Genomic DNA, 12,735 nt, shown 5'->3' with positions numbered 1-12,735 from the left:
ATCATGCAAACCTTATCCCCCAAGCTGGCCCCCGCCACACCCTGGTATCGTCATCGCTGGCCGTGGCTGCTGATGTCCGGCCCGGCCGTGGTCGTGGTCGCCGGCATCTTCACCGCCTGGCTGGCCATCTCGCGCGCCGATGCGCTGGTGGCCGACGACTATTACAAGCAGGGCAAGGCCATCAACAAGGACCTGCGTCGTGATCATGAGGCGCAGCGCCTGGGCGCGGCCATCGGCATCGGCTACGACCCGGCGGCTGCCGTGCTGCGGGGCCGGCTGCAGATGCGCGAAGTACCGGCGGTCGGCCAGGAAGGGCAGACCCTGATCATCAGCCTGGTGCATCCGACCCAGCCTTCCAAGGACCGGACCCTGATGGTCCGTCCTGCCGCCGACGGAACGTTCTCGGTTCCCCTGGCGGAGATGGAGCAGGCGCGCTGGCGCCTGGTGGCCGAAGATGGCGGCCATGCCTGGCGGTTGCACGGCAACTGGGTGTGGCCGCAACAGCGCAGCATCGAAATGAATGCAGAGGCCTACGCACCGGCCGAATAATGCGCTAAGCTGCGATGAAGCCAGCTGCAAGACCGGTCAGTCTACGGATGAAATAACTGAAGGAGACAGCCATGCGCAAACAACAACGCAATATCGCCATCGTTCTCTGGGTGGCGTTTCTGATGGCCATCGCGGCCGAAGGCGTGTTCTTTTCCCTGTTCAACCCGGACGAGCTGGCCATGGCCTCAGGCCATGAATGGGAAGCGATGGGCGCCTACACCGTCGGTTTCTTCTGCTTCTGGGGGAGTTTCGCCGTGTGCGGCCTGCTGGCCGTACGGCTGACCCGGGCGCTGCCTCGCGAGCGCCTGCGTCATTTCGTCCAGGGCTGAACGCCCCGGACGAGGTCGGGCCTACACGGCTGCGCGTGCGGTCGTGGCAGGTGCGGGGGTGGAAGACTCTACCCCGGCCGCCAGACGCTTCAGGGCCGGCAGATCGACCACTTCCACGTCACGTTGCTCCACGGCCAGCAAGCCCAGCTTGCGGAACTTGGAGATCAGCCGGCTGATGCTTTCGATCGTCAGGCCGAGATAATTGCCCACGTCCTGGCGCGTCATGCGCAGCTGGAAACGGGTGGATGAATACCCACGGGCTGCATAGCGTGAAGACAGGTTGACCAGGAAGGCGGCAAAGCGTTGTTCGGCACGCATATTACCGAGCAGCATGATGACGTTCTGTTCACTGGTGATCTCGTGGCTCATCATCCGGTGGAAGTGGCGCAGCAGATGCGGGATCTGGCCGAACAGCTGTTCCAGGCGGGCAAACGGGATCTCGCAGACTTCGCTGTCCTGCAGCGCCACCGCATCGCATTGATGCCTCTCGGTGCTGATCGCATCCATGCCCAGCAGTTCGCCAGGCATCTGGAAACCGGTGATCTGGCGGTCACCGTCGAGGTTTTCCTGATAGGTCTTGAAGTGGCCCACGCGTACAGCGTACAAGGCCGTGAACTGGTCGCCGATGCGGTAGAGGAAATCATCGCGGGCCACCTTGCGGCGACCGATGATCTTGTCCAGGCGTTTCATGTCGGATTCGTCCAGGCCCATGGGCAGGCACAGCTGGTGCATGCCGCATGCGGTGCAGCTACGCAGTGCGGAGCTGGCGGCCGCCTCACGTGCAGCCGTCAACGACGAACACTGGGACAGGGGAGCAGCGGCATTGGCCGATGCGGAAAGTGGAGCGGAGTGACAAGACTGGTTCATACGATGTTCCCGGCGGACATGTGGCAATCGAATGACTCGATTTTAAGTGCGCGGAACAAGATAAGCAGCACAGTATTCCCGAATCAGACGGCATTTCTTGTCCCAGATCAAACATGAACAAAGTAATCGTCGCATCGGGCTGCAAGGCGGGCATTCCGGGCTGAAACTCCGCTGAAAAGCGACAGTTGTCCGCTTTTGGCGTGAGAAGTGCAAGCAGGGAGGAGCGGCCTTGATGGGGGAAAGTGGGCGGTATCGCGGGGTTACCGGGGACCCGCGAATGCCCTTCCATGCGACCGTCTTGTTATTGAAACTTCAGCTACATCGTGGCTACCTGAACGGATGGCACAGGCTGTGCCATTGATTGCCGATCACGCCTCTGCCGTGCTCCTGCTCATGTCCGGCAGCGGCAGCGGGGTGCTGGTGGGGCGACCGCGATAGTCGGTCCAGCACAGGCGCTTGAAGTCGTACAGCTTGCAGCGGCGGGCGGTATCGAAGTACCAGCGCCACGAGAAGCGCTGGATCACGATCCGGCCCGGCAGCATGGTTTCCAGCTTCTTCTGGGCCTGCTTCAGGCGGTACAGCGGCACGCTCATGTCCACGTGGTGCGCGGTGTGTTCCATGATGTGATGCAGCAGCGCGCCCCAGTAGCGACCGAAGGTCAGGTGCACGGTGGTGGAGACGAAGGGCTGGGCAGCGGCCCAGGTGACCTTGTCTTCATACCAGGCCACCGAGGTATGCGTATGGTGGACATACACCACGAAGCCGATCATGGCCTTCCAGAACAGCAGGGGAATCGCAAAGCCGGTCACCAGCAGCGTCCAGAACGACTGCTCGGTGGCTTGCGCGGCCCAGGCCAGGCCACCGATCCAGAGGGCGGCCACGATGGTCACCAGCACGCCATCCCACATGAATTCGGCGCGACGGGTAGGCATCTGTTTCTTCGAGGGGAAGTACATGCGCTTCCACCACATGTCGATCATGTAGTACAGGCCGGGACCGAAGCCGCTGCGGTAGATGCGCTCCAGGCGCTGGCGCCAGCGCGGCAGGGCGCGGAACTCTTCCAGCGAACGCGGTTGCCAGACAAAATCGAAACCCTTCAGGTTGGTATAGCCGTGGTGCACCACATTGTGACCGACGGCCCACAGGCTGTAGGGGGTCAGGGAGGGCATGAACAGCATGCGGCCCAGCCAGGTATTGAGCTTGCGGTTGGGCGTGAAGGCCTGGTGGCAGGCATCGTGGCCGAGGATGAACAGGCGCCCGATGATGAAGCCATTGACCACGCCCAGCGCGATCTTGGCCAGCAGCCAGGGGACCCAGATCACGGCCGCCAGGCTGGCGCCGAACAGGCCGAAATCCAGTACCGACAGCGCCAGCGCAATGGCGGTGCTGCGCTGGCTGATCGGGATCACCCAGGATCGGATGATCTTGCGATGGGGCATCGGTGCGCCTGGCGCGACCGGTGTGTTGGGGTGCGAAGTCGTCGACATCGAATTTACCTCTTCCTACTTTCAAACGGTGGACGGGGGAGCATGCCGCATGAGACTGCTCCTGCTAACGCTGCAAATGGCGGATGGCGTTTGCAAAGGTGTGGGCGTTCGGCTCGGGACCGATGGCGGGGACGTTAGCGCTGATCCCAAAAAACAACGCGACCGGTCATCAGGGATGACGGATCGCGCCGTTTGGGTGCGGCAAGAATACCTTAGAAACGGTAACCCACGCCAACGCCGATCAGCCACGGGTCGATCTTGACGTTGCTGATCTTGGTGCCGGAGGCGGTCTTCACGTCGCTGGAGATCTGCACCTTCTTGACGTCGAAGTTGAGCACCCAGTTCTTGTCGATCTTGTAGTCCGCGCCCACCTGCAGGGCACCGCCCACGCTGCTGCTGTCCAGACGCAGGCCACCGTCGATGTTGACGCTGGAGATGCGGGTGTAGTTGATACCGGCGCCGACGTAGGGGCTGAAGGCGGCTTCAGGCATGAAGTGGTATTGCAGGGTCAGGGTCGGCGGCAGATGCTTGAAGGTACCGATCTTGGTGCCGGACAGGCGCACGTCCTGCTTCTGCGGATAGGTCAGCACCAGCTCGGCGGCGATGTTCGGGGTGAAGAAATAGCTGATGTCGAATTCGGGGATCACCTTGTTGTTGATGGTGATCAGATCCGATGCGCCTTGTCCGCCGACCGGGTCGGACTTGTTTTCCGGGCTCAGGTTGACGGCGCGTACGCGCACCAGCCACGGGCTTTGGGCTTCCTGTGCGAAGACGGGGGCGGCAAACGAGGATGCCAGGGCTGCCACAGCGGCAGTGATTGTGACGATTTTTTTCACGGTTTTTACCTGTCGAGTGAGGATGAGCGAAAGGTACGCGTGAAGCGGCTGGCGGGCTTTGATGCCGATCAAGCGGGTCGGCACAAGGTAAAGAAACAGCAGATCAGCGGGCAGTGGAGTGACCAAGAGTGACGAAAGAGCGACGAAAGAGCGACGAAAGAGTGACGTACGAGTGACAGAAAACGCAACAGCCCGACCTGCATATACAGGTCGGGCTGTTGACGTCCATCGGCATGGCGTACGGCCCGCGGGCCGCGCCCGGGCTTACTCCTTGAAGCGGGCTTCGCGGGCCAGCTTGGTCAGGTTTTCCGGATCTTCGAAGGCCTTGTAATAGGCATTCAGTGCCGGTGCGCCGCCCAGGTGGGCATACAGCACGCGCTGGCCCTTGAAGTGACCCTTCTTGGCCATGTCGATCAGGCCGTCGATGGATTTACCTTCATAGACAGGATCGGTCAGCATCGCTTCCATCTCGGCCGCGGTGCGGATGGCGGCGATGGTCTGCTCGCTCGGCAGGCCATAGGCCGGGCCGCTGTAGTCGGGGATGATCTCGATGTCGGCATCGCGCACCACCACGCGCTGGCCACCCTTGGAGGCGATCAGCTCGCTGGTGTCGTTGGCGATCTTGGTGACGGCGCGGCGGGTCATGGCTTCATCGTCGGCGGTATCGATACCGATCACGCGGCGACGCTTTTCCTGCGCGGCGAAGCCCACCACCATGCCGGCCTGGGTGGAACCGGTGCAGGTGGCCACCACGATGTTGTCGAAGAAGATGCCCAACTGCTGCTCCTGCATCGCCACTTCGTCGGCGAAGTTGGCATAGCCCAGGCCGCCCAGCGGGTGGTCCGAGGCACCGGCCGGAATTGCGTAGGGCTTGCCGCCCTTGGCGCGCACTTCTTCCAGGGCACGGGCCCAGGTGTCCTTCTCGGTGGTCGAATAGCCGTAGCCGCCCATGATGGGGTTGCCGCCCATGATGCGGGTCAGCAGGATGTTGCCGACCTTGTCATAGACCGGGTCATCCCATTCCAGCCAGGTTTCCTGCACCGTATAGGACTTCATGCCCACTGCGGCCGCTGCCGCACAGACTTGACGCGTGTGGTTGGACTGGATGTTGCCGATCGAGACCAGGGTGTCGCAACCCTTGGCCAGGGCATCGGCCACCAGCCATTCCAGCTTGCGGATCTTGTTGCCACCGAAGGCCAGGCCCGAGGACACGTCATCGCGCTTGGCCCAGACTTCCACGCCCAGCATGGCGGAGAGTCGTTCCAGCTTGTGAATGGGGGAGGGGAAGAAGCCCAGCGTCTTGCGCGGGAAGAGTTTGTCGAGTGCCAGCATGGGGTTGCTCCGGTTCAGGTGGATTCAGGAAAAGTGGTCCGATTCACATCGAATCGCCGGGATCAACTTTACGCCGCCTCATTTAAATGGTGCTTCCGAATTTATGGCATGATTCGGTTGAAAGAAGTGACGTAAATTGTTTCGTGAAAATATCCATTCGATTTTGCAGGAATTATCGGAATAATCATCATGACGCTAGATCGCATGGACAAGCGCATCCTCAAGGCGCTGCAGAAGGATGGCCGCATCGGCAATGCCGAGCTGGCCAAGAAGCTCGGCATGAGCGCCACGGCCTGCTGGAATCACACCAAACGCCTGATGGACGAGGGTTATGTGAAGGAAGTGCGCGCCATCCTGGACCCCGAAAAACTGGGCCTGCCGGTGCTGGTGACGGTGGGCGTGGTGCTGGACCGCTCCACGCCGGAGAGTTTTGCCGAATTCGAAAAGGCGGTGCGCGACATCGCCGCCGTGCAGGAGTGCCTGCTGCTGGCCGGTGAATTCGATTACTGGATCAAGTTGCGGGTCAAGGACCTGCAGGCCTTCAACCGGCTGCACGCCAATACGCTGCTGCGCCTGCCGGGTGTGCGGCAATTGCGTTCCTTCTTCGTCCTCAACGAGGTGAAGAACAATCCGGAACTCGTGGTCGAGTGAAGGATCTCGATTCCAGTCCTATACTTCACCTTTCTTCACCTTTGCGTTTCACGTCTGAACGTTGTTCCCGTCTTGCATTCACCTTCAAGGATTCCCGATGACCTCGACCACTTCCACCTCCAGCACCTCCTTGCGCGGCCTCTATCCCCCGATAGAGCCCCATGATCACGGCCTGCTGGATGTCGGCGACGGTCACCAGATCTATTGGGAAGTCTGCGGCAACCCGGCCGGCAAGCCGGTGGTGTTCCTGCATGGCGGGCCCGGTGGCGGTAGCGGCCCTTCGCACCGGCGACTGTTCAATCCGGAGAAATACCGCATCGTCCTGTTCGACCAGCGCGGTTGCGGCCGCTCGCAGCCGCACGCCAACCTGGAGGCCAACACCACCTGGGACCTGGTGGCCGATATTGAGCGCCTGCGCGAGATGCTGGGCATCGCGCGCTGGCAGGTCTTCGGCGGTTCCTGGGGCAGCACCCTGGCACTGGCCTATGCCCAGACCCATCCGCAGCGCGTGACCGAAATGGTCTTGCGCGGCATCTTCCTGCTGCGCCAGGCCGAGCTGGACTGGTACTACCAGGAGGGCGCATCGTGGATGGTGCCGGACCGCTGGGACGAGTTCCTCGCGCCGATCCCCGCCGCCGAGCGCGGCAACCTGGTGCACGCCTACCGCAAGCGGCTGACCGGCGACGATCAAGCCGCCAAGCTGCAGGCCGCACGTGCCTGGAGCCGCTGGGAAGCCAGCACCATCACGCTGGTGGCCGATGAACGCCTGATCGATTCCTTCAACGATGCCCAGTTCGCGCTGGCCTTCGCCCGCATCGAGAACCACTACTTCTTCCACAAGGGCTTCATGGAAGAGGGCCAGTTGCTGGCCAATGTGTCGCGTCTGGAAGGCATTCCCGCCGTGATCGTGCAAGGGCGCTACGACCTCGCCACGCCGGCCAGGTCGGCCTGGGATCTGCACCAGGCCTGGCCCGGCTCGCAGCTGCACCTGATCGACAGCGCCGGCCACGCCTACAACGAACCCGGCATCCTGGACCAGTTGGTTGCCGCCACCGACCGCTTCGCCGGCGGCTGATCGGCGGACCGGCGGACCCTCCAGCCTGCCCGGCGCCAAGCGCTCCCTTTCACGGGGAGCGCTTTTTTTACGCCTCAGTCTTTCCTGCGGCCGCGCTTGCCGGCTGGCTCATCCGTGGCGCCGGCCGCGGTGGCGGCGCTGGCAGCCTGTGCCGAATAACTTTCCTCCAGTTCCGCCAGCCGCCCGTTGAGCTTGCCCAGCACCCGGGTCAGCGTGGCGATTTCCTCTTCCTCCAGCGCCGCGAACAAGCCATCGATGAAGGTTTTCTTGACCGGCTCCGAGGCGCGCAGCACTTCTTTGCCGGCTGCTGTCAAAGCGATGTGCTTGACCCGCCGGTCACTGATGTCGCCCGTCCGTTGCACCAGCCCGTCGCGCTCCAGCGCATCGATGGCCTCGGTGATGGTGCGCGGCGCGAAGCCGAAGGCCGTGGCCAGGTCGGCCGCCCGCACCGGACTGTTGCGCTCGATGTGGCCGAGCATCTTGTTGCGCGCCAGCGAAGCCCCTTCGCCGGCCATGAGCTTGTCCAGCGTGCGGTGCGAGCGGATGTAGAAGTCGCGCAGCGCCTCGGCGGCCCCGCTGTAATCGTTTGAAAAGCCTGTAGACATGATTTTCCTGGATACCATATCATATGGTACCTCATTAATATTTTCGCGCACAAAAAGTGAAGCGTAGTGTTGCTGATCAGAAATCTTGATGACGCCACATTGAAGCCCCCGGCAATTCCCCAACGTCACTCCACGCCATCATCGCCCCGATATTAGGATAAAAAAGATGACCGACGCCACACCCAGCAGTCAGCAGCCAAACCAGCAGCCCAGTCAGCAGCAAGCAGAGCCATCCACCTCCGCCCCCGGCGCCAATGCCAATACGAACACCAACGGCGACAAGAACAACCCTCCCAAGAAGCGCATGAGCCCGCGCGCCCGCTTCATCCTGCGCGCCCTCGGGCTGGTGGTGCTGGTGGTGGTCGTGGCCTGGGTGCTGTACTACCAGTTCCGCGGCAAGTACCTGGAAAGCACCAACGATGCCTTCATCCATGCCGATAGCGTGACCGTATCCTCCAAGGTCACCGGTTACGTGGACCAGGTGCTGGTGGCCGACAACCAGATCGTCAAGGCCGGCCAGCCGCTGGTACGCATCGACGCCCGCGACTATTCCGCCCAGGCGGCGCAGGCCAAGGCCCAGATCGACGCCGCCAGTGCCAGCGAAGAAGCCGCCAATGCGCAACTGGCCGAGCAGCAGGCCGCCATCGCCCAGGCCAAGGCGCAACTGGCCGCCGCCGAAGAGGATGCGCGCTTTGCCGCTTCGGAAGTGGATCGCTACACCCCGCTGGCCGCCTCCGGCGCCGAAACCCGCGAACGCCTGACCACCCTGCGCAACCAGCAGGCCCAGGCCCGCACCACGGTGGCGGCGCGTCGTGCCGCCCTGGACGCAGCCCAGCTGCGGGTGCGTTCGCTGCAGGCCCAGGTGCGCCAGGCCCAGGCCCAGGGTGAAACCGCCAAGGCCCAGTACGACGCCGCCAGCGTCAACCTCGGCTATACCGAAATCCGCGCCAGCGTCGATGGCCGCATCGGCGACAAGCAGGTGCGCGTCGGCCAGTTCGTCACGGCCGGCACGCGCATGATGACGGTGGTGCCGACCCGCTTCTACGTCTCCGCCAACTTCAAGGAAACCCAGATCGGCCTGATGCGCATCGGCCAGCCGGCCAGCATCAAGGTCGATGCCTTGCCCGGCGTGGAATTCCGCGGTCATGTGGAAAGCCTCTCGCCCGGTACCGGCGCGCAATTCTCGCTGCTGCCGCCGCAGAACGCCACCGGCAACTTCACCAAGATCGTCCAGCGCGTCCCGGTGCGCGTGGCCATCGACGCCACCCCGGAAGAAACCCGCGCCTTCGTGGCCGGCCTGTCGGTGACGGTGGAGGTCAATACCATCGCCGCCAAGGATGAATTGCGCGCGCTGCGCGAGCGCACCAGCGAAGCCAACGCCACCCGCAAGGAGCCGCAGTGAGCAGCGCCGCCTCCACCCCTGCGGTGAAGGCCAATGGTGCCAACCCGGAGAAGGCCGACGCCGGCGCCTGGCTGGCCGTGGCCGCCGGCACCCTGGGCGCGCTCATGGCCACGCTGGACATCTCCATCGTCAATTCTTCGCTGCCCACCATCCAGGGCGAGATCGGCGCCTCCGGGACCGAAGGCACCTGGATCGCCACCGCCTACCTGGTGGCCGAGATCGTCATCATCCCCATGTCGGCCTGGCTGGAACGCCTGCTCGGCCTGCGCGTGCTGCTGTTGACGGCGGCCAGTCTCTTCACCCTGTTCTCGGTGCTGTGCGGCCTGTCCACCACGCTACCGATGATGATCGTCGGGCGGGTAGGGCAGGGCTTCACCGGTGGCGCGCTGATCCCCACCGCCATGACCATCATCGCCACCCGCCTGCCACGCGCGCAGCAGCCGGTGGGCAATGCCATGTTCGGCGCCACCGCCATCCTCGGGCCGGTGCTGGGGCCGGTGATGGGCGGCTGGCTGACCGAGAACGTCAGCTGGCACTACGCCTTCTTCATCAACCTGCCGGTGGGCGCGGCGCTGATCACGCTGCTGCTGGTGGCGATTCCCTATGAGCGTCCCCGCTTCGAGCAACTGGCTCAGGCCGACTGGTTCGGCATCGCCGGCCTGGCGTTGGGCCTGGGTGGCCTGACGGTGGTGCTGGAAGAGGGCGAGCGCGAGCAGTGGTTTTCCTCGCCCGACATCCGCTGGCTGGCCGCGACCTCGCTGCTGGGTTTCCTCCTGCTGGCGATCGGTCAGATCCGCTCGCGCCACCCGGTGATCCAGTTGCGCCTCTTGCGGGACCGCCAGTTCGGCTCGGTGGTGATGATGGCCATGATCGTCGGCGTGGCGCTCTACGGCACGGCCTATGTGATCCCGCAGTTCCTCTCCGGGATTGCCGGCTACAACTCGCTGCAGTCGGGCTGGATCGTGCTGCTCTCGGGCGTGCCGATGATCCTGATGATGCCCTTCACGCCGCTGCTGATGCGGCTGGTCGACATCCGCATCGCCGTCGGTACCGGCTTCCTGCTGCTGGCGGCCTCGGCCTTCATCGAGACCGATCTCAGCCCGCTGTCCTATGGCGGTTCCTTCGTGGCCTCGCAGCTGATGCGCGGTGTCGGTACCGTGCTGGCCATGCTGTTCCTGAACCAGGCTGCGATCCGCTCGGTGCCGGCCTCGCAGGCCGGCGATGCTTCCGGTCTCTACAGCGCGGCGCGCAACCTGGGCGGCTCGCTGGCCCTGGCCGCCATCGCGGTGATCCAGGACCAGCGGCTGTGGCTGCACAGCCGCCGCCTGGAAGAAAGCCTTTCTGCCAATTCAGACCTGGTGCAATCCGGCATCGGCGCGCAAGCCCAGCTGCTGGGCGGCCAGGATGCTGCCATCCAGTTGCTGGGCTCCACCATCCAGGCCCAGGCGCTGACCATGACCTATGCCGACCTGTTCTGGATGCTGGGCGTGGCCATCCTCTGCGTCACGCCGCTGGTGCTGTTCCTGCGCCCCTTGCCCACCCATGCCGCGCCGGTGGCTTCTCATTGATGATGAACATGGACAAGACTCTCCCTCTCTTTACTCCCGTACGCCTGGTCGCCCTGGCGGCTGCCGCCCTCCTGGCCGGCTGCGCTCTCGGGCCGGAATACGCCGGCCCACCCGAGGCCGCACCGCAGGCCCAGCGCAGCGGGCAGTTCGTGCGCGCCGGCGATCTCGCCAATGCCGCCGCACCGCTGAACCGCTGGTGGGAAGCGCTCAACGACGCCCAGCTCAACCGGCTCGTGCAGCAAGCCCTGCAAGCCAATCCCAGCCTCGCTAGCGCCCGCGCCCGGCTGCAGCAATCGCGTGCCAACCTCGACCTGGAACAGGCCAACGCCGCCCCCAGCGTCGGTGCCTCCGCGCTGGCCGCGCATGCGCGTCTGCCACCGGCCAACCTGGGTGCGCTGACCGGCGGTTCCAGCTCCGGCGGTTCTTCCGCCTCCAGCGTGAACCTGTACAACCTGGGCGTGGACGCCAGCTGGGAAGCCGACCTCTTCGGCGCCCATCGTCGTGCCATCCAGGCCGCCGGTGCCAGCGCGCAAGCCGCCGAAGCCTCGCTGGCCGATGTCCAGGTCAGCCTCACCGCCGAAGTGGTCAACGCCTACATCAACCTGCGCGACCGCCAGCATCGCCTGGCCCTGGGCGAACAATCGGTACAGGCCCAGCAGGACATGCTCGCCCTGACCGGCCAGCGCGTGCAGCGCGGCACCGCGTCCTCGCTGGACCAGATCCGCGTGCAGAACCAGCTCGACGCCACCCGCGCCGAGCTCTTGCCGCTGCAGGCCGAACGCGAGGCCTACCTCAACCAGCTGGCCACCTTGCTGGGGCAGGAGCCCGGCACGCTGGATGCCGAACTGAACGCGGCCTCACCCTTGCCCCTGCCACCGCAACAGGTCGCGGTCGGCGATCCGGTCGCGCTGCTGCGACGTCGTCCCGACGTGCGCGCTGCCGAACGCACCCTGGCCGCGGACACCGCCAAGATCGGCCAGGCCGAGGCGGCGCGCTATCCCAGCCTGAAGCTCTTCGGCGTGATCGGCCTGGGCGGGACCCATCCGTCCGATCTGACCCGGCTGGATGATTTCCTGGCCCTGGGCGCGCCGATGCTGAGCTGGAATTTCCTCGACTTCGGCCGTGCCAAGGCACGCGTCACGCAAGCCGAGCAGGTGCGTGACGAAGCCGAGATGAAGTATCGCCAGGCCGTGCTGGAAGCCCTGCGCGACGCCGAGGATTCGCTCTCGCGCTTCCGCTACGGCCGCATCACGGTCGCTACCCTGGCGCGCAGCAAGGCCTCCGCCGACCGCGCGCTGGAGTTGGCCAGGCAGCGCTACCAGGCCGGCACCGGCACCTTGATCGAGGTGCTCGATACCACGCGCCAGCAGATCAGCGCACAGCAGAACCTGCTGCAGGCCGAGGCCAACCTGACGCGCAGTTTCGTCGGCATCCAGAAAGCCCTGGGACTGGGCTGGGGAGAGGCTGAAAGCTGAACCCGCGAGCGGCTATCTCGCTTTAGGAGGACGGGGCGCGGCGGCTCCGTCCCCGCTGCATTTCTCCATCACTACACCGCCGTCCTTCCCATTTCTGCAGAACTTCCGCGCAGTTCTTCACCATCCCTCCTTGTGCGTCGGCGGACATGTGCGTCCGCCGTCCATCCTCTGCACAACTCTTCACTTTTTATTGTTCTGAGCCTCGACCCTGGAAATAGGCGCGACGTCAGGCATGGCAGTCTCGGTGTCGGTCTTCGTCCGCTTTCCAGCGCGGGTGCATGCCCGAAACATCGTCCAGCCTGCACCATCGGACAATATTAAGAATCGGATCACAACCGGACAATCCCCTCCCAAAAAACCATCGGGCCATCGGATAACGCGGCCTCGAGAAAACCATAAAAACAGGACGTCAGGGAGACTCCATGAGAGAGGGATGCGTCCTATCGAAGACGCCGCCGCAGGTCGCCTGGGCCACCAGGCCCGACGCCGTCGGCTGCCGTTCGCCACCGCCTGCGCGCCGGCAGCCTGGTCGCCAGACCCATCGCATCACAACGACAGC

The 12,735-nt window shown here is 64.3% G+C and carries 12 protein-coding genes; 7 read left to right on the top strand and 5 right to left on the bottom strand.

Annotated elements, in window-relative coordinates; translation table 11 throughout:
- The first annotated feature begins 3 nt into the window (after positions 1 to 3).
- Complete coding sequence (locus HBH1_RS16230) at positions 4 to 549, top strand: FixH family protein (RefSeq protein WP_102663570.1); 546 nt, start codon at positions 4 to 6, stop codon at positions 547 to 549.
- A gap of 71 nt (positions 550 to 620) precedes the next feature.
- Positions 621 to 878: a hypothetical protein gene (locus HBH1_RS16225; protein WP_102663569.1), complete on the top strand. Its 258-nt coding sequence runs from the start codon at positions 621 to 623 to the stop codon at positions 876 to 878.
- Between the two features lie 21 nt (positions 879 to 899).
- Here the strand turns inward: HBH1_RS16225 and fnr are convergent, their stop codons facing one another.
- The 4 genes from fnr to HBH1_RS16205 form a co-directional block, all read right to left on the bottom strand.
- The gene (gene fnr / locus HBH1_RS16220; protein WP_102663568.1) at positions 900 to 1,745 is read right to left on the bottom strand and encodes a fumarate/nitrate reduction transcriptional regulator Fnr; all 846 of its coding nucleotides are present in this window, start codon (positions 1,743 to 1,745) and stop codon (positions 900 to 902) included.
- Positions 1,746 to 2,113: 368 nt separating this feature from the next.
- A complete protein-coding gene (locus HBH1_RS16215; RefSeq protein WP_233207628.1) occupies positions 2,114 to 3,232 on the bottom strand; it encodes a fatty acid desaturase in 1,119 nt (372 codons plus the stop codon).
- Positions 3,233 to 3,444: 212 nt separating this feature from the next.
- Complete coding sequence (locus HBH1_RS16210; protein WP_102663651.1) at positions 3,445 to 4,068, bottom strand: OmpW/AlkL family protein; 624 nt, start codon at positions 4,066 to 4,068, stop codon at positions 3,445 to 3,447.
- Between the two features lie 264 nt (positions 4,069 to 4,332).
- On the bottom strand, positions 4,333 to 5,400 hold the full coding sequence (locus HBH1_RS16205) for a 1-aminocyclopropane-1-carboxylate deaminase (RefSeq protein ID WP_006464234.1): 1,068 nt from the start codon (positions 5,398 to 5,400) through the stop codon (positions 4,333 to 4,335).
- Between the two features lie 189 nt (positions 5,401 to 5,589).
- Here HBH1_RS16205 and HBH1_RS16200 point away from each other — a divergent pair, with 189 nt between their 5' ends.
- Positions 5,590 to 6,051 carry an Lrp/AsnC family transcriptional regulator gene (locus HBH1_RS16200; protein ID WP_039875916.1) on the top strand — a complete coding sequence of 154 codons (462 nt, stop codon included), beginning with the start codon at positions 5,590 to 5,592 and terminating at the stop codon, positions 6,049 to 6,051.
- A gap of 97 nt (positions 6,052 to 6,148) precedes the next feature.
- Positions 6,149 to 7,126 carry a prolyl aminopeptidase gene (pip, locus tag HBH1_RS16195; RefSeq protein WP_102663566.1) on the top strand — a complete coding sequence of 326 codons (978 nt, stop codon included), beginning with the start codon at positions 6,149 to 6,151 and terminating at the stop codon, positions 7,124 to 7,126.
- A gap of 74 nt (positions 7,127 to 7,200) precedes the next feature.
- Here the strand turns inward: pip and HBH1_RS16190 are convergent, their stop codons facing one another.
- The gene (locus tag HBH1_RS16190) at positions 7,201 to 7,731 is read right to left on the bottom strand and encodes a MarR family winged helix-turn-helix transcriptional regulator (protein ID WP_006464237.1); all 531 of its coding nucleotides are present in this window, start codon (positions 7,729 to 7,731) and stop codon (positions 7,201 to 7,203) included.
- Positions 7,732 to 7,897: 166 nt separating this feature from the next.
- Between HBH1_RS16190 and HBH1_RS16185 the strand changes: the two genes are divergently transcribed.
- Genes HBH1_RS16185 through HBH1_RS16175 form a run of 3 tightly spaced genes read left to right on the top strand, consistent with a single transcriptional unit; the run spans position 7,898 to position 12,176 of the window.
- The gene (locus HBH1_RS16185; protein ID WP_102663565.1) at positions 7,898 to 9,133 is read left to right on the top strand and encodes an HlyD family secretion protein; all 1,236 of its coding nucleotides are present in this window, start codon (positions 7,898 to 7,900) and stop codon (positions 9,131 to 9,133) included.
- Positions 9,130 to 10,701 carry an MDR family MFS transporter gene (locus tag HBH1_RS16180; RefSeq protein WP_233207627.1) on the top strand — a complete coding sequence of 524 codons (1,572 nt, stop codon included), beginning with the start codon at positions 9,130 to 9,132 and terminating at the stop codon, positions 10,699 to 10,701. The genes HBH1_RS16185 and HBH1_RS16180 overlap by 4 nt, the downstream gene beginning before the upstream one ends.
- On the top strand, positions 10,701 to 12,176 hold the full coding sequence (locus HBH1_RS16175; protein ID WP_102663564.1) for an efflux transporter outer membrane subunit: 1,476 nt from the start codon (positions 10,701 to 10,703) through the stop codon (positions 12,174 to 12,176). Before HBH1_RS16180 ends, HBH1_RS16175 begins: the two co-directional genes overlap by 1 nt.
- Positions 12,177 to 12,735 lie beyond the last annotated feature (559 nt).

Origin of the sequence: Herbaspirillum sp. BH-1, assembly GCF_002870055.1 — a bacterium.
GTDB classification, from domain to species: Bacteria; Pseudomonadota; Gammaproteobacteria; order Burkholderiales; family Burkholderiaceae_D; genus Herbaspirillum; species Herbaspirillum frisingense.
This window is presented reverse-complemented; position numbering and strand designations above follow the sequence as displayed.